This is a genomic window from Sporosarcina sp. Y1009 (assembly GCF_057669865.1).
On record NZ_JBYHFO010000011.1, the window covers coordinates 38,848 to 56,150 of the forward strand.

The 17,303-nt window shown below is 39.8% G+C and carries 20 protein-coding genes; 6 read left to right on the forward strand and 14 right to left on the reverse strand.

What is annotated here, in order from left to right; all coding sequences use genetic code 11:
• Positions 1–46: 46 nt before the first annotated feature.
• On the forward strand, positions 47–202 hold the full coding sequence (locus AC25Y1_RS13545; RefSeq protein ID WP_488148524.1) for a lmo0937 family membrane protein: 156 nt from the start codon (positions 47–49) through the stop codon (positions 200–202).
• 88 nt (positions 203–290) lie between these two features.
• On the opposite strand, the gene AC25Y1_RS13550 is transcribed toward AC25Y1_RS13545, so the two are convergent.
• From AC25Y1_RS13550 to AC25Y1_RS13560, 3 genes are read right to left on the reverse strand one after another with little or no spacing between them, the layout of a single operon-like run.
• Positions 291–1,403: a GNAT family N-acetyltransferase gene (locus tag AC25Y1_RS13550; RefSeq protein ID WP_488148525.1), complete on the reverse strand. Its 1,113-nt coding sequence runs from the start codon at positions 1,401–1,403 to the stop codon at positions 291–293.
• A gap of 20 nt (positions 1,404–1,423) precedes the next feature.
• Positions 1,424–3,538 (reverse strand): heavy metal translocating P-type ATPase, encoded by a 2,115-nt coding sequence (locus AC25Y1_RS13555; RefSeq protein ID WP_488148526.1) that lies wholly within the window; start codon positions 3,536–3,538, stop codon positions 1,424–1,426.
• The gene (locus AC25Y1_RS13560; protein WP_488148527.1) at positions 3,519–3,884 is read right to left on the reverse strand and encodes an ArsR/SmtB family transcription factor; all 366 of its coding nucleotides are present in this window, start codon (positions 3,882–3,884) and stop codon (positions 3,519–3,521) included. The genes AC25Y1_RS13555 and AC25Y1_RS13560 overlap by 20 nt, the downstream gene beginning before the upstream one ends.
• 205 nt (positions 3,885–4,089) lie before the next feature.
• Here AC25Y1_RS13560 and AC25Y1_RS13565 point away from each other — a divergent pair, with 205 nt between their 5' ends.
• Positions 4,090–4,509 carry a universal stress protein gene (locus AC25Y1_RS13565; RefSeq protein ID WP_488148528.1) on the forward strand — a complete coding sequence of 140 codons (420 nt, stop codon included), beginning with the start codon at positions 4,090–4,092 and terminating at the stop codon, positions 4,507–4,509.
• Positions 4,510–4,689: 180 nt separating this feature from the next.
• On the opposite strand, the gene AC25Y1_RS13570 is transcribed toward AC25Y1_RS13565, so the two are convergent.
• The 7 genes from AC25Y1_RS13570 to AC25Y1_RS13600 are packed head-to-tail and all read right to left on the reverse strand — an operon-like array spanning position 4,690 to position 10,461.
• A complete protein-coding gene (locus AC25Y1_RS13570; protein ID WP_488148529.1) occupies positions 4,690–5,055 on the reverse strand; it encodes a Na+/H+ antiporter subunit G in 366 nt (121 codons plus the stop codon).
• Positions 5,033–5,317, reverse strand: coding sequence for a Na(+)/H(+) antiporter subunit F1 (locus AC25Y1_RS13575; protein ID WP_488148530.1), 285 nt, complete (start codon positions 5,315–5,317; stop codon positions 5,033–5,035). Before AC25Y1_RS13575 ends, AC25Y1_RS13570 begins: the two co-directional genes overlap by 23 nt.
• On the reverse strand, positions 5,317–5,799 hold the full coding sequence (locus AC25Y1_RS13580) for a Na+/H+ antiporter subunit E (RefSeq protein WP_488148531.1): 483 nt from the start codon (positions 5,797–5,799) through the stop codon (positions 5,317–5,319). Before AC25Y1_RS13580 ends, AC25Y1_RS13575 begins: the two co-directional genes overlap by 1 nt.
• A gap of 22 nt (positions 5,800–5,821) precedes the next feature.
• Positions 5,822–7,306, reverse strand: a complete 1,485-nt coding sequence (locus AC25Y1_RS13585) for a Na+/H+ antiporter subunit D (protein WP_488148532.1) — start codon at positions 7,304–7,306, stop codon at positions 5,822–5,824.
• Entirely contained in the window at positions 7,299–7,637 is a 339-nt protein-coding gene (locus AC25Y1_RS13590) for a Na(+)/H(+) antiporter subunit C (protein ID WP_488148533.1), read from the reverse strand. Before AC25Y1_RS13590 ends, AC25Y1_RS13585 begins: the two co-directional genes overlap by 8 nt.
• A gap of 3 nt (positions 7,638–7,640) precedes the next feature.
• A complete protein-coding gene (locus AC25Y1_RS13595; RefSeq protein WP_488148534.1) occupies positions 7,641–8,063 on the reverse strand; it encodes a Na(+)/H(+) antiporter subunit B in 423 nt (140 codons plus the stop codon).
• Complete coding sequence (locus AC25Y1_RS13600; protein ID WP_488148535.1) at positions 8,050–10,461, reverse strand: Na+/H+ antiporter subunit A; 2,412 nt, start codon at positions 10,459–10,461, stop codon at positions 8,050–8,052. The genes AC25Y1_RS13595 and AC25Y1_RS13600 overlap by 14 nt, the downstream gene beginning before the upstream one ends.
• A 506-nt stretch (positions 10,462–10,967) precedes the next feature.
• Here AC25Y1_RS13600 and AC25Y1_RS13605 point away from each other — a divergent pair.
• Positions 10,968–11,654, forward strand: coding sequence for a histidine kinase (locus tag AC25Y1_RS13605; RefSeq protein WP_488148536.1), 687 nt, complete (start codon positions 10,968–10,970; stop codon positions 11,652–11,654).
• Positions 11,655–11,677: 23 nt separating this feature from the next.
• On the opposite strand, the gene murB is transcribed toward AC25Y1_RS13605, so the two are convergent.
• Entirely contained in the window at positions 11,678–12,604 is a 927-nt protein-coding gene (gene murB / locus AC25Y1_RS13610) for a UDP-N-acetylmuramate dehydrogenase (RefSeq protein ID WP_488148537.1), read from the reverse strand.
• A gap of 255 nt (positions 12,605–12,859) precedes the next feature.
• Here murB and AC25Y1_RS13615 point away from each other — a divergent pair, with 255 nt between their 5' ends.
• Positions 12,860–13,387 carry a YceI family protein gene (locus AC25Y1_RS13615; protein WP_488148538.1) on the forward strand — a complete coding sequence of 176 codons (528 nt, stop codon included), beginning with the start codon at positions 12,860–12,862 and terminating at the stop codon, positions 13,385–13,387.
• Between the two features lie 53 nt (positions 13,388–13,440).
• On the opposite strand, the gene AC25Y1_RS13620 is transcribed toward AC25Y1_RS13615, so the two are convergent.
• Complete coding sequence (locus AC25Y1_RS13620) at positions 13,441–14,088, reverse strand: DsbA family oxidoreductase (RefSeq protein ID WP_488148539.1); 648 nt, start codon at positions 14,086–14,088, stop codon at positions 13,441–13,443.
• A 119-nt stretch (positions 14,089–14,207) separates the two neighbouring features.
• Between AC25Y1_RS13620 and AC25Y1_RS13625 the strand changes: the two genes are divergently transcribed.
• Positions 14,208–15,044: an AAA family ATPase gene (locus AC25Y1_RS13625; RefSeq protein ID WP_488148540.1), complete on the forward strand. Its 837-nt coding sequence runs from the start codon at positions 14,208–14,210 to the stop codon at positions 15,042–15,044.
• A 234-nt stretch (positions 15,045–15,278) separates the two neighbouring features.
• A complete protein-coding gene (locus tag AC25Y1_RS13630; protein ID WP_488148541.1) occupies positions 15,279–15,746 on the forward strand; it encodes a hypothetical protein in 468 nt (155 codons plus the stop codon).
• Positions 15,747–15,835: 89 nt separating this feature from the next.
• Here AC25Y1_RS13630 and AC25Y1_RS13635 read toward each other — a convergent pair whose 3' ends face one another.
• Both AC25Y1_RS13635 and AC25Y1_RS13640 read right to left on the reverse strand, forming a co-directional pair.
• Complete coding sequence (locus AC25Y1_RS13635) at positions 15,836–16,765, reverse strand: manganese-dependent inorganic pyrophosphatase (RefSeq protein WP_488148542.1); 930 nt, start codon at positions 16,763–16,765, stop codon at positions 15,836–15,838.
• Positions 16,766–16,805: 40 nt separating this feature from the next.
• Complete coding sequence (locus tag AC25Y1_RS13640) at positions 16,806–17,300, reverse strand: Rrf2 family transcriptional regulator (protein ID WP_488148543.1); 495 nt, start codon at positions 17,298–17,300, stop codon at positions 16,806–16,808.
• Between the last annotated feature and the right edge of the window lie 3 nt (positions 17,301–17,303).

A 17,303-nucleotide genomic window follows, 5' to 3' on the forward strand; every position in this document is an offset into this window, starting at 1 on the left:
TAACTTTAAACTACTACGATAACGATAAAGGAGTGAGTAAGAAATTATGGGTAGAATTCTTTGGTTTATAATTGCAGCACTAATTTTATTTTGGATAATAGGTTTCGCTACGAAAATTGGCGGCGGTTTGATTCACTTTGTATTAGTTGTTGCAGGTATTATTTTCATCATTCAGCTTATCAGCGGCAGACGGTCTGTATAAAGAAAGGGATGTTGACTTCACAATTTGTGGAAGGTCAGCATCCCTTTCTCAATGAACCAAACTTTAACCATTATAAAATAAAATCTTCTTATTTAATTTTCGCATAGATGCAGGTGTTTCGTAAACTATTTCCATCAATTGCAACTGAGTCTTGTTTTAAAATACCTTCTAACTCAAAACCAACACGTTCCGCAATCATTCTACTTCTGACGTTTTCTTCATCGCAGTGAATTTCCACTCTACGTGCCCCTAATTCGTTAAAAGCAAATTGCGAAATTCTTTCAACTGCTTCTGTCATATACCCTTTACCTTCGAACTTCGTATCCAACCAATAACCGATTTCAAATCTAGGTATTGCCCAATCGATTCTATGAAGCCCAGAAGAGCCAATAAACTCTCCAGTCTCCTTTAGATACAGGTGCAATCGTAAGTCTTTTCGAGTGACAAAGTCTGCTACTGATTGTCTTAAACTTTCTTCGGTGTCATCTATTTGCATGCCAGGCTTTGCCCATGGTAACCATAAACGCAGTGATGACATCGAGTCCTGCACCGAATTCCATACATCGAGTCCATCGCCCACTTTTGGTGCACGAATTAGTAATCGATCGGATTCAAATGCATCCGGGAAATCAGGAATTTTCGATGTAAACTCAGTTGAACTTTTTTGTCCTTCATCTTCCCAAACAACTGGGGTCGTTGTACCTTCGTCAAAGTCCTCCCTTGTTATTCCGTACGTCACAGCATCATAATAAGAGTTTTCTTTTGGAGAAAACCATGCATTTCGCAAATGTGCTTCTTTAACAAAACCAGCTCGCTCAAAAGTTTTTCGCATCGCTAGGTTATCTTGCCGCGTATGACCCTCAAGACGTATCTTACGCTCTTTCAAATTAAAAATATATTTTGCAACTAGACGAAGCGCTCGTGGACCGTATCCGTATCCTCTTGAATCATCTGCAATTCGTAAATCAAAAAGTGGAATTTCATCTTGTAAGTCATAAATTTTTACGATGCCTACTTTTTGCTCATCATCATTTTCCACCCAAAATGTTTTGACTTCATCTGATTCATAGCCACCCTCTTCAATCGCTTTCTCAATAATATCACGACCAGGATGCGCATGACCATGATATGGCCAAGTATTTGTTGTCATAAAGTGAATCAGTTGTTCCTGTTCTTCCATTGTCCATTCTTGTAAATGCATGACGGTCCCCCATTTTCAAACTACTTATTTATACGAATTAACCTAAGTGAATTCAGAACCACAAGGATTGTCGCACCCATATCTGCAAAGATCGCAATCCATAAAGTTAACCAACCTGGAATAATAAGTAATAGGGCGATTAACTTCAAGCCTAATGCAAACATAATGTTTTCCTTAATAATTCGCAAAGTTTTTCTGCTTAATTGAATCGTGTAAGGCAATTTTTCAAGGTCATCAGCCATTAAGGCAATGTCTGCTGTCTCTAGTGCAGCATCCGTGCCAGCTCCGCCCATCGCTATCCCGATTGAAGATGCAGCCAATGCAGGCGCATCGTTTATCCCATCGCCGACCATTCCAACACGACCATATTCTTTTTCTAGTTGTTTAATCGCCGTTAGCTTATCCGCTGGCATAAGCCCTGCGCGTACATCAGTCATACCAAGTTTGTCGGCAATTGCAGTAGCTGTTTGTTGATGGTCTCCTGTTAACATGACCGTATGTCGAATGCCAATTTCCCTTAACTTTTTAAGAATGGACTGGCTTTCTTCACGGATTGGGTCAGCGACTGCGATTAGCCCGCTGTATTCCGTTCCAGTCGCGATGGCCATGACTGATTTCCCTTCACGTTGTAGCGTTGATATTTTCGTTAACGCCTCAGCAGGCACCAAAGAAACCTCCTGGATCCAATCGATACTTCCTACGTAAACCGATTTATTGTCTACTGTAGCAAATGCGCCTTTGCTAGTCACTGATTGAAAGTCAATCACGGTATTAAGATTCAGTTCTTTTTCCCGTGCGTAATTTACAATTGCCTTTGCAAGTGGATGCTGAGAAAGCGATTCTACTGCAGCAACCTGACCCAACAGTTGATCTGGTTCTACACCTTCAGCTGGGATGAAATCGATCACCTCTGGATAGCCCTTTGTTAGTGTTCCAGTTTTATCAAAAGCAATTACCTGTAGATGACCAGTTTCTTCAAGATGTATCCCGCCTTTAATCAGTACGCCTTGGCGCGCGGCATTTCCAATCGCTGTCACAATCGCAACAGGCGTTGAAATGACAAGCGCACATGGACAACCGACAACAAGCACCGCAAGGCCTTGATAGATCCATAAATCCCAGTCTGCGCCGAGAAGCGGCGGTACAACTGCAACAAGAAGAGCTATCACCATAATAACCGGCGTATAGTATTTTGCAAAGCGGTCTACAAATTTCTGAGAGGGTGCCTTTTCAGCTTGTGCTTCTTCAACAAGATGAATGATTTTTGCAATCGTCGTATCACCAACTAATTTTGTTACACCGATTTCCAATGCGCCTTCTTCATTTATCGTGCCCGCGAAAACCTCATCATCCAAGACTTTCCTAACAGGCACCGATTCTCCTGTGATCGCTGCTTGATTAACTGTTGATGAACCCGCCAGGACTTTTCCATCCATGGCGATTTTCTCTCCTGGTTTCACAATTAGTATATCGCCAACCCGGATATCTTCAGTTTGTAACTCAACAAATTGACTGCCTCTTTTCACAGTGGCTGACGGTGGAGCAATATCCATTAATAATCGAATGGACTGTCTTGCTTTACTCATCGAATATGCTTCTAATGCTTCGCTCACCGCAAAAAGGAACACGATGATAGCACCTTCTCGCCACTCACCGATTATGACTGCTCCGATAATGGCGATTGTCATGAGTGTTTTCATATCAAACTCGAATCGAGCTAAGTTTTGTATCCCTATTTTAAACATACCCGCGCCGCCTACCGCAATTGATATGGCAAAAAACACAATCGCAGGCATGTATTTTTCCGAATGACTCAACGATAGGACAAATCCAATCACGAGGAAAAACAAAGATAAAGCTGAAATAATATTTTCTTTGCGTTTATAAAAAGGAATAAGCGGCTCTAAACTTCTTTTTTTCGTTGACTGTACTTTTATCCCGTCAAAAGCCCCGGCTTCCTCAAGTTCTTCGACAGTTGTATGCCCAGTGATTAATAATTTTGAAGCACCGAAATTAACCTGCGCATCTTCAACTTCAGGGAGATTTTTAACGTTCTTCTCAAATTTCATCGCACAACTTGCACAAGTTAAATTTTCTAGTCGGTATTCTTTTTGCTCATTTACCGTCAACTTCATCACCTTCTATCGCGTGATTATAGGCAATTTTCACGAGTTGATGGACATGATTATCTGCCAATGAGTAATAGACCATTCTGCCTTTACGTTTAGATTTAGCCAATGAATGATCTCGTAAATAGCGTAAATGATGTGATGCAGTTGCATCCGAAGAATTGATCACTGCTGCGACATCACACACGCACATTTCTTCTTCTAAGGTAAGCGAATAGGCAATTTTCAACCTTGTCTCATCTGCAAGGGCTTTGAAAATCTGTACCATTCCATTTAGATTAGGAAGCATACTTTGTACGCGTTTGACCACATCTTCATGCACACTTCTAACTTCACAAATATCCTTTGTCATCCTATTTTCCACCTCATTCAAATGCTTGTTTGATTATAATTATAGTATATGCAAAAATTCTATAAATTGCAATGATTATCAAACCACCGTTTGATTGAAGGGTTTCGACATAAAATAGAGGGGTTCTGTCTACCTATGTAGAAGGAGTAGTGTAGACTATCAGTATATGATATTTATTATTCAACTTAAGGGAGTTGTGGATTTTATGTATAAACGTATTCTTGTTGCAGTAGATGGTTCGGAAAACTCCAAGCGTGCAGCTCAACATGCCGCAAATCTCGCATCCCTCAATAAAAAGGCACATGTCGAGATTTTATATGTTCAGGAGATAGATAAATTACCTACGGACGGCAAGCAAAGTAAATTACCTACTAAAATTGACGATGAAAGAAAAAAGCGCTTGTCACCGATTAAAGGCGTATTCGAACAGCCACCGATTAGCCATGAATTAATTTTCAAGCAAGGCGATCCGGGTTCTACCATTGTCAGCTTTGCCAATCGAGGCGGATTTGACCTCGTCGTTATTGGGAGTCGTGGTTTGAATACTTTTCAAGAAATGGTGATTGGTAGCGTCAGTCAAAAAATAGCCAAACGAGTAACTGCTCCAGTATTAATCGTTAAATAAGTAATTTGGACTGACATATAAAGTATGATTAACTTAAAGTGGGAGCTATATGCCCCCACTTTTTTTATGGTTTTATCAAAAAATATGTACCTGCTGCAGTATCAATCACAAATACTTCAGCCAAGTAGTTTGGTCTATTAATCATAAAAAAATAGAACTTTGGCTAAATTAGCTAAAGTTCTAGTCTTTCTCTTCTTCTTTATGCAAAACTTCATACAAGTCATCCGTCCCAGATATATCCGCCAACTTAACCTTTGATCGATATGCAGCTCGTACTAGTATATGTCCGGCCACAGGAGCCGTTAAGAAGACGAAAACGATTCCCAACAAAAGTCTTACGCTGACGAAATGAGCTGTCGACAAAAAGTAAAGAAATGCACCCAAAAGTGTTAACAAAACAGCCAGTGTGGAGCTTTTCGTTGCCGCATGTGACCTTGTGTAAACATCCGGTAAACGAAGCAATCCAAACACGCTGATTACACTCATAATACCGCCCATCAATATCAGTAATGCGCCTATAAATTCACCGATCGCGCTTACGTTCAACGACAACACCCCTCTCGATAAATTTCGAATAAGCAATTGTCCCAACGAATGATAGTATTCCTAAAATAAGAATGACTTCGAGGTATACCTTCGTATTATTCAAAACTGAAATTACAGCAATTGATGCGATTAAGTTTACACCAATCACATCCAGCGCCAAAACTCGATCTGGCATTGACGGCCCAAGAATAATACGAATAACAGCCATTCCAATGGCGATTGCAAAGAAAACAAGTGCGGTTGTTATCATAATTTGTATCATTATCGGGTCACCTCCATGATTGCTTTCTCAAAGTTTCTCAACTGACTTAAAGTTGCTTCACGCTCATTTTCAACATCCATCGCATGAATGTAAAGGACATTTCCCACTGGCGATACTTCCATTACGACTGAACCCGGCGTTAAGGTTAACAACAGAGATATCATGGTAATCTCTAAATCACTTTCCAAGACAGTTTCATGTCTAAAAATACCTGGTTGGATCTTTAACTTCGGACTTAATATTTGCTTCAACACGAGCACGCTCGATTGGATTAGCTCTCTAATGAAGATAAGAAGCAATTTAAACGCCGCATAAACGCGTCGCAAATAAAACTCAGTTCCGAAAAAGCGATGCATGAGAAAAATAATCCCAATCCCCACCAAAAAGCCCCCGAAAAACGTCGAAGCATTTATGTGATCTTCATCTATTAATAGCATCCATAGAAATGCAATAAAGATATTTAATAACAATTGGGCTAGCATGACTCATCTACCTCGCTTTCCATTACTGATTTTCGTTCATTACAGCATCAATATAAATTTCTGGATTCATCAATGTCCTCGCAGCATCACCAACATATGTAGCGATCGATTCTGCACCTATTCCGAGGCCAAGCATTGCAATGCCTAAAATGATACACGGCACCAATAATCTCTTTTTCAAAGGAACTTCATCATCTTCACTAATGATTGTTTCTCCCCAAAAAGTATTCATGAAAATCTGCAATAGCGAATAAAGCACAATCATACTTGATAAAAATGCAATGGCTAATAACACATAGGATCCTGCCTCTATAGTGCCTTGACCAATATAAAGCTTCCCTATAAACCCGCTAAGTGGTGGAATTCCTGCAAGCGAAAGCGTGGTTACTAAAAACAGCCAACCTAAAACTGGATAGTTTCGTATTAACCCACTCATATCTTCGATTCGAGAAGTTCCAGTTAGATAGATCATCGTTCCCGCTATTAAAAACAGGAGCGCCTTACTGATCATATCGTGGACAAGATAATAGATTGATCCTGTAATGGCTAATTCGTTTGAAACTGCTAGCCCGACTAAAATAAATCCAACCGTAATGACCACGTTATAGGTCACGATTTGCCGAATATCTTTATAGGCGATTGCACCGATACATCCACCAATTATCGTCAGCGCTGCCATAACCCCAATTAGCATGTGCGTAACGGATGGTTCGTGGTAAAAAATAAGCGTAAACATCCGAAACATTGCGTATATGCCAACCTTCGTTAACAAGGCACCAAATAATGCCGCAACCGCTGTTGACGGAGCGCTATATGATCCTGGTAACCAAAAGTACAGGAGCAGGCCGGATTTTAAACTGAATACAATTAAAAAGATAATACTTATTGTGGTTAATAGTGGTGTTTGCCCCACTTCCGCAATTCGTTCTGATAAATGTGCCATATTTAAAGTTCCGACTGAACCGTATAAATAGGCAATTCCAAGTAGGAAAAACCAAGAGGACAAAACATTGATGACTACATATTTAATAGATTCAACAAGCTGAACTTTTCGTCCACCTAGCGTGATTAATACATAAGAAGCCAATAGCATGACTTCAAAACAGACAAACAAGTTGAATAGATCGCCCGTTAGAAAAGAGCCATTTACACCCGCAATTAGAAATAATACAAATGAATAGAAAAACATATTTTCATGCGCGGCACCAATACTAGAAAACGCATATAACAAAATGATAGCCGACACAATTGACGTCGTTACAACAAGCAACATAGAAAAAGAATCGGCGACAAACAAAATTCCATAAGGCGGCAACCAGCCCCCGAAGTCTAACCGCAAGATTCCCTCCGTCTGAATAACGTTTAATATATAAACGCTGACAACCCCTGTCGCAACGACTGCAAGAAGACTTAATACGCGTTGTAATTTAACAAAGGAACGCAGGAAAATCAAACTTACACCGACAAGCAATGGAATAACCATCGGGAGTACAAGAATATTATTCATCTGAAGCCCCCCGTAACTCTTTGGTATCGTCCAGGCCAGTCTCTTGATAAGTTCGATAGCCCAGGACCAATATAAACGCCGTAACGGCAAAACTGATCACAATCGCAGTCAAAATGAGCGCTTGTGGTAGGGGATCTGTAAAATTAGTAGTATTTTCATCGATTATCGGTGCGCTTCCTTTTTTCAAACCGCCCATGACCATTAACAAGAGATGGACTGCATGAGACAGTATCGCACTTCCGACAATAATTCGTATCAAACTCCTGGACAGTAGCAAGTAGACGGCTACGGTCACAAGTATCCCAACAAGGATCGTTATTATCGTTTCCATCAGCTACACATCCTCACTAATACTTACGATTATTGTGACGACCGTTCCAACAACGGTTAACGCCACACCTATTTCAAATAACACAACGGTTGCTAATTCAGTATCACCTAATAAAGGCAAGTGAAAATGACCGAATGTCTGCGTCAAAAAAGCTGCGCCAAACAAAACCGCACCGACACCAGTTCCAATTGCCAATATAACGCCTAAAGCAGCAACTTTCTTAAAATCAAGCGGTATTCCTTCTTGTACAGTTTCAATATCATAGACTAAAAATAACAGCACAAAAGCGGACGAAAGAACGAGGCCGCCTATAAAACCACCGCCTGGACTATTATGGCCTGCAAAAAACAACTCCACACCAAATGTTAATATGATGAATACAACAACTTTTGTTACTGTACGCAAGATTACATCATTTGTCTTCAACGTCTCGTTCCCCCTTTCTCGCTTTTAGTTTAATCAATGTATAGACACCAATTCCAGCGATGAAAAGGACAACAACTTCCAGCATTGTATCGAACGCCCGGAAATCTCCTAAAATCGTATTGACAATATTTTTTCCGCCTGATAGCGCATAGGCATCTTCGAAATAAATCGAGACTGAATCGAATAGTTTATTTCCTTGTACGGACAGCGCAACAACTGTAACGACAACACCAGACGAAATAGCAATAATGGCGTTTCGTACTTTCGAGGAGCGAGTCGATTTTTCCCGTTTCAATTTGGGAAGAAAGTAAAAACATAATAGGAATAAGGCAGTCGTCACGGTCTCCACAACAATTTGTGTCAAGGCTAAATCGGGCGCACGGAATATAACAAAAAACAGCGCAATTGAATACCCTAGCACACCGTTCAATAAAACAGCTGTTATACGTGATGGAACGAAGATAATCGCAATAGCTGCGACTGCCATCACCAGTACAATCGCTAGTTCGTTTATTAGAATCGGTGCATCATCTGATAAATCAAAAGAATATCCGCCTAACAGCACGAGGCTTCCACCCACTGCGAGGAGGAAGAAACCGAATATATATGTAAGATAGTCACGTAGATGACCAGACATATAATAATTCGTTATCTGATTCGCACCTTTTTCCATTTGCACCAATGTCCCATTATAAAGCGTATCTAAATTCCAAAGCATCGGGCCTACAGAATACAAGGAACGCCAATACTTTAAAGACCTGTAGAGTAAGAACCCGATAATTACAACACCAGCAGTCATTAGAAGCGGCATATTAGGACCATGCCATGCCAAAATCTTATCTGGTAACTGAGCAACATTCGGTATCGTTGGATAAATTGCAGTCATCGCAGGCCGCAACAAATAATCTCCAATGATATTTGGGAAAAAGAAGATTCCAATTACAAGCACACCTAAAATAGATGGTGCAACCAGCATGCCAACCGAAGCTTCATGTGCTTCTCTATCCAACCGATCAGGTTGATGAGCGCCAAAAAACGTTTGAAAAACAATAATCATGCTGTAGACAAATGTAAATATACTTGCAATCCAAGCAATGATTGGCGCAATCGTTCCTAAAGAACTAATGGATAAACCTTCTAAATTACGCATCATCAACATCGCATCGAAGAACATCTCTTTACTTAGGAAGCCGTTAAATGGTGGTAATCCAGCCATTGAGAAGCTTCCTATCATCGCGATTGAAAATGTCACTGGCATGAGCGACATAAGTCCCCCTAGCCTACGAACGTCCCGCGTTCCAACATTATGGTCAATGATTCCTACCACCATGAAGAGCGAACCTTTAAAAGTTGAATGGTTAATCAGATGAAATAATGCGGCGAAAGTTGCCTGCGTATAGAGGATAGAGTTCGTTGAAAAGCCTTCATTAAGGGCAACCGAACCCAGTCCAAACAAACTCATCACCAAGCCGAGCTGGCTGATAGTCGAGTAAGCAAGCAGTGCTTTTAAATCTGTTTGTCTAATCGCGTTAAACGAACCCCAGAACAACGTCAATAGTCCAACACCACAAACGGTATAAAACCAAACCGATTCACTACCAAACACCGGTGTAAATCGTGCGACGAGGTAAATACCCGCCTTCACCATCGTGGCTGAGTGTAAATAAGCACTAACAGGGGTCGGTGCTTCCATCGCGTCTGGTAACCAAATGTGGAAAGGAAACTGTGCTGATTTCGTAAACGCACCGAGTAAAACAAGAAACATCGCTGGGATAAATAGAGGATGATCCGTAAACTCCCCTATCGCAGTAATGTTTTCTCGAATACTTAAAGACCCAGTCATCGCATGCAACATCACAAATCCAATGAGCATCGCAACGCCACCAGTTACGGTAATCAGTAGAGACTTTTGTGCGCCGTATCTGGATTGTTTCCGATGATACCAAAAAGCAATTAGTAAGAAGGACGAAATACTTGTTAATTCCCAAAATACGTAAAGCACCATCATATTATCCGAAAATACAACACCGAGCATCGCACCCATAAACATCAGTAAATAGACATAGAAATTACCTAACGCTTCTCGCTCAGACAGATAATAAATTGAGTAAAGAATTACGAGACTTCCCACTCCCGTGATAAGGAGTCCAAATATTAAACTAAGACCATCCAAATATGTTGTGAAATTAATACCTGCGGAAGGAATCCAAGATATTGTGTTTATGTAAGTTTCACCAGTGGCAACCGAGGGCACGTAACTAACCAATCCCACGAATAATACAGTGGGGACAACAAGAACGAACCAACCAATATTAATGCGTGGAATATACTTATATATGAATGGAATGAAGATAGCAGCAATAAAGGGAATCAGTATTGCTATAGAAACTGTTAACAATTGCATACCTCCAATCAAAAAACTTATGAATATGATAAAGTGAAACTTCAATCAGTGGGGGGTTCCTCATCCCCTAAAGAAGAATGCAGTTCAATTCTTCCCTACTGATTGTTAGTTGAACCAATCGGGCTTTTACGGGCAGTTGATCGCCCACCTATCCTTATCGCTTTACTTAAGTCTTGAGGTGGGCGGCTTACTGCCCGTTAAAGCGGGATAAATTATAAAGAAAGCTTGACTCGTGAAGTGACTGAGCGCATAATAGTATGCCATAGAGGACTTTACTGAAGATCAGTTACTTAGCGTTTTTCTAGATTTAAAAGTGTACAATGGGAATTATACACTAATACTGGGTAATTCGCACTTAGAATCCATTCGGTGATAGAACAGTTTGCAATTCCCTTGTTCTATGTGACAATCTATTATATACTGATATGGTTTTCATGTGTAAGTTAATATTCATTAACGAAGACAGTAAGACTATAAATAAACAAGAGGTGAATACCACCATGGGCAAGGTAAAAGGTCGTATGGACGAGAGCATTCTCGTTTGTGTCTACTACGGTCCAAATGGTGAACGTCTCATAAGACGAGGACATAAAATGGCAAGTATCATGAACTGTCCTATCTATATATTAACCGTAGATCCCATTCCTTTCGACGAGTTTGACGCAGAGAAAACTGATTATGTAGAACGTTGGAAAGAGCTAGCTGAGGAATTAGAGATTGATGAATTCATCATTCGTGACAATGAGAAACGACCATCTTCTAAGGTGATTGCGGAAGTTGCACATCAGCATAACATTACACAAATCATTATTGGACAGACTGCTCAGAGCAGATGGGAAGAAATCACAAAAGGTTCCTTTATGAACGTGTTATTACGGGAAATTACGTTTGTCGATTTCCATGTCGTTTCTGTCGATCGTGCCATAAAAGATGAAATCGAAGGAGTTTTCGAAAAAGGCGTCCGGGCATATTTAGTTAAAGAGGATGAAGGCTATCGCGTAAAATTCACCTTATCTAAAGATGCATGTTACAAAGGGATCTTCTTTAAAGAAATCGGGACCGATTTTAATAACGGGATTTTCAAATTCATCAGCAACCATAAAATGTGCCAAGTTCATATTACAGATGACCTTGTCGCGGATCCTTCATTAATTTCAGGAAGTCAGAAAAAGATAAATGATCTTTAAATAAACCAAAAGAGGTAAATGACCTAGTCATTTACCTCTTTTTCTTCTCCAACAATCTTCACTTCCAGCTCAAGTTCAATACCGAAATTCTTTTTCACTTCAGCTTTTACCATTTCAATTGTTCGAATATAATCGGATGCAGTCGCATTATTTTTGTTGACGATAAAACCGGCATGTTTGACAGATACCTCCGCACCGCCAAACCCTTTCCCTTGCAACCCACTATCTTGAATCAGTTTTCCTGCATAATAACCAGGTGGCCGCTTAAAGACACTTCCCGCTGATGGGAATTCAAGCGGTTGTTTAGATTCTCTTTGGTAAGTAAGGTCAGCCATTTTCGCGTTGATTTCTTCTTGGCTTCCCACTTCGAGATTAAAATCTGCAGATAAAACAAAATACCCTTTTTTCGTAATCACACTTTGTCGGTAGCCAAGTTCTAATTTATCTTTTGATAGAACTATGCGATTTCCTTCTTTCGTAAGCACAGTGACTTGCACAATAATATCTTTGATTTCCCCACCGTACGCTCCTGCATTCATCGCCATCGCGCCGCCTACTGATCCTGGGATTCCACAAGCAAACTCAAAACCGGTTAGTGACTTTGCCCCTGCAAGTCGGGATACTTCGAAAATATTCGCACCACCCTCTGCATGAACTGACGTGCCTTCGATTTTCACATGATTTAAATTTGATAGATGAAGAACAATTCCTCTGACCCCACCGTCTCTTACTACCATATTGGACCCGTTTCCTAAAAGGAGAAGTGGAATGCCGTGCTCGTAAGAATAGCGCACCGTTGCTTCTGTTTCATCTATAGTAGTTGGAATGACCAAAATATCGGCACAGCCGCCTAGCTTTGTCATCGTATATTTACTTAAGGGTTCATCGATTTTTAATACACCTTGCGTGATCTTACTTTCTAAATCTTTATACCACTGATGCTTTGACATCAACATACAGTCCTTTCAAATTAGCCTTTCACCTCTATTAGTATGCTTGGAAATTGTTTGTTTGACAAGGATTGTTTATTGAAAGAAAGAGAACACCCCTTTTTAACTATCTTTTTATAAAGAAAAACTCTCATATTGGGTCGTTTGGAAGGACATTATCAAACTTTATATATATTTTAAGCTAATGTCTTGAATTCGAGATACTTATCATTTATAGTATAAATAGCTTCAAAAATAAAAGGAGGAATTTTTATTATGAGTAAATGGGTAGTAGATGCTTCACACACAAGCATAGGGTTTTCTGTAAAACATATGATGGTTTCAAAGGTACGCGGGCGTTTCACTGGAATCGAAGGTACTATTGAAGGAAATCCTGAAGATTTAACGGGGGCTAACATTAACTTTAATATTGACGTGGCTACAATTCATACTAACAGCGACGATCGTGACAATCACCTTCGTTCTGCAGACTTTTTCGATGTTGAAACTTATCCAAACCTAACATTCGTTTCAACGGATATCGCTAAAACAGGCGACAATGAGTATGCTATTTCAGGCGATTTGACGATTAAAGATATAACGAAAAAAGCAACATTCAATGCAGTTTACGAAGGCCGCGGGAAAAATCCTTGGGGCGTAGATGTTGTTGCGTTTGAAGTTGAAAGTAAAATTTCAAGAAAAGAATTTGGTCTAACTTGGAACCAAGCACTTGAAGCTGGCGGCGTTCTTGTCGGCGATGACATTACAATTACAATTGAAGCACAAGCAAATCCTGCTCAATAATATAAAAACAAAAAACGGACTGTGGCTTATAGCCGCATGTCCGTTTTTTTATATCATTTATTAATTCCTTCTTCTTCCGCAACTTTTTGAAGTGCCTCCGCAAAAGTTTCAGCTGGTTGTGCTCCTGATATCGCATATTTACGATTAATGACAAAAAATGGCACACCTTGAACACCAATTTGCCCCGCTTCGGTAATATCTGCTTTAACATCTTCAGCGAATTCTTCTGAATTAAGAACTTCTTCAGCTCGTTCTTTTGAAATACCAACCTTTTCAGCAAGATCGATAAGTTCTTCATCCAAACCAATTTGTTTTGATTCTATAAAATACGCATGAAGTAATTGCTCGGCTATTTCCGCTCCAAGTCCCTCTTGTTCTGCTAGTTTTGCGAGACGATGGGCTTTGAAGGTATTGGCAGGTTTCATCGTACTGAAATTATACTTAAGACCGACAGACTCCGCTTGTGTGACAACGTTGTCAGTCATACCCTTCGCTTCTTCAATACTCATTTTATATTTTCCAGCAAGCACTTCTTGCATCGTTTCATTTGACGTTGCCGGAGAATTTGGATCAAGTTCATATGCTTTGTAAACAACCTCAACTTTGTCACCAAGTCCCGTTGATTCTATAGCTTCTTCAAGTCTACGCTTACCGATATAGCAAAAAGGGCAAACATAATCAGACCATACTTCAATTTTCATATAAATCATCTCTCCTTTTACTCATCATAATTTCTTTAATTCAAGGGTACAATGTATATGCTTATGAAAGTGATTGATTTAAAAGCTTGGTAATTATCAACTTCTATTTTTAGGCCCCATTGATTTCCCCTTTACGCTATACTAGTGAAAAAGGGGTGTTTCCACTGACATTACGAGAAATTAGACGCGTTCGCTGGTCGAAAGAAGACCGATATCCGTTCAACCCTGAAGTTGTTAAAAACTTTGATTCACTAAAATTAACTGCGCCGGTGACAATCATTGCCGGCGATAATGGCAGTGGCAAAACGACGCTTCTTGAAGGAATCGCGGCTGCCGCTGGTAGTATTCTAATTAGCGGAGAACATATGGAAATGGATCGTTCTTTTTCCCCAGCATTTGAATTAGCGGACGAATTGAAACTAATTTGGTCTGTAAAAACAGGCAATGGTTTCTTTTTCAGGGCATCTGATTTCATTACATACACACGCAGTCTCGCAAATATTCGCGAGGAAGCTCGAATTACGATGGAGGAAATTAAAAAACGTGCGCCTGACAGTCTTGAAATATTGCCGTATGCCCGTACTTATTATGAACTTCGTCATCTATATGGTGAGGGGCTTGATAAACGATCACATGGGGAAAGTTTTCTTGACTTGTTTCAAGCGCGGTTTAAACCCGACGGCTTCTATATACTGGATGAGCCTGAGGCACCGTTGTCACCAAACAGGCAACTTAGTCTCCTCGCGATGCTGCATGATATGGCGAACGAAGGGGCCAAGTTTCTGATTTCGACTCACTCACCGATTCTCATGGCCTATCCAGGCGCGGATTTATATGAGATTCAGGATGGTGAATTAGTAAGTCGCACGTTTGACGAAATCGAACATGTTCAATTAACGCGAAACTTTTTGAATGAGCCTGGGAGGTATTTACGGCATTTGTTAGATGATAAATGATTTTAAAGCCTCATTGTTGGTACTTAGTAAAGTAATAATCGAGTATATTCACATATAAAAACGCTTCGGCGATGGTGGATGCCTTCGCTAGTAAGTTTTTGGTAGATTGGTTATTTTTCTTTAAAAGGATGTTATTCTATGCGGGCTTTTATTATTACGTAATATTACGTAATGTAACTTATCTTTTCCTCTCAACGTCATATATATTTACTATGCACTATTTAGGAGGATATAATGAAAAGATTACTATTCATATTTTTTATATTATGTCTAAGTTTACCCTTAATAAGTTGTAATAGCATCGAGGAGCAACGAGCTGAAAATGCAATCGAAAAGTATTACCAAGCCCTTGTGAAAGAGGATTACGAAACTGCCTTTAAGGAATTATATCTTTACGAGGGAGATTTTCCTGATGAACAAACTTCACTTTCTAATGCAGAAGCACAAACTCTTTATCTTGAAAAAATTAATTATTTAAAGAAACAAAACTATAAGATCAAAGGTTTTAAAATTATAGAAGTAGAATATGAGGATGGTCATTCTTTTTGGCATCATTTGAACATTGAAGTTGAACAAAGCGGGGAAACGTTCTATTACAAGGAGCAAGCTTTCTTCCATGAAGGTAAATTAAAGGTTAGTGGAGAGGATCCCTACGTTCAATATAGAGATGGAAAAATGACAGTGAGTCTAATAAATAAATAATACAACTTTTGTTTACATTATTAAAATAGGAAAAGAGACAACCGAGTGTGGTTGTCTCTTTTCTTTTACCATTATGGTGTCCGGTTATCTTATTTCAATGCGTCCGTCAATACTGGTACAATTTGCTTCTTGCGTGATACAACACCTTTTAATGTCGCTGTATTATTTAATAACGATACGTCGAATGCTGCGCCTGCACGGATTGCTTCCTTGCCTAGTGCTAGGATTGTGGAATCGTTATTTATAATATCGGTTACGACAAACAGGAATAATCCAAGATCTTTCGACGCGATGACCGCATCGATTGCCGCTTCTAACTCTGGTTGTTTTTTCATAACTTCTTCGATATCTACCGCATTAACTTGTGCAATTTCGATTTTCAAGCCGTCTTCCAATGTAAATTCTTTGGCGTCAAGCGAAATAAGATCTGCAATCGTTTTATCGCTTAGGTCCGCGCCGGCTTTTAACATTTCAAGGCCGTATGTGTTCGCGTCAACTTCTGCGATGACGGTTAACTCTTCCACTGCTATACGATCTTCCTCTGTGAATGTTGGTGATTTAAACAATAGTGAATCTGAAATTAAAGCGGAAAGCATAAGTCCTGCTATGTTTTTAGGCACTTCTATCCCGTTTTCTTTATATAATTTATTCAGAATCGTCGCTGTACAACCAACTGGTTCAGCACGGTAATAGAGCGGGTCACTCGTTTCAAAGTTTGCAATGCGGTGGTGATCGATCACTTCGATGACTTGAACTTCGTCAAGATCGTCCACGCTTTGTTGTTTTTCATTGTGGTCAACTAATATTACTTTTGACGCTTCTGGTGCTGCAAGTTTGATTAAGCGTGGTGCATCAAAGCCAAAATGCTCGAGTGCATAAGCCGTTTCCCCTGTAACTTCGCCTAGACGAACCGCCTCCGCATTCATGCCCAATTGTTTTTTAAGGTATGCGTAGCTAATTGCTGATGTGATTGTATCTGTATCCGGGTTTTTATGTCCAAAAACTAACACTTTTTCCATGAAGTATTCCTCCTGATTATCTATCGTCACATATATATTATCACAATGGGCTGTCCAGTTGAGGAATATTTTTATCATGTAGTGGACTGCTCTCTATTTTCTCATCGAAGAGAATCGCCCTTAGTCCATCATTATTTACGACAAAGTCCGCCAATGTGTAACTATCTAATACTTTAAAATAAGCATCAAGCGCATCGTGTAACACACCCTTTAATCTGCAAGCAGGTGTGATTACGCATTTATTTATCGCACAATTAAAGCACTCTACCAGATGGAAATCATCCTCTGTCTTCCGCACAACTTCCCCAATATTAATGTCACCTGGAGATAATTTCAACCGAATACCTCCACCGCGACCACGAACAGTTTCTATTAAACCGTGCTTTCCCAATTCATGAGCAACTTTCGTTAAATGATTTTTGGAAATCCCGTACGCATCTGATATTTCTTGAACTGTCGACAACTCGTCTTTACCTTTAACACCTATATATAAAAGAACACGTAACGAAAAATCCGTGTACATCGTTAAACGCATTTA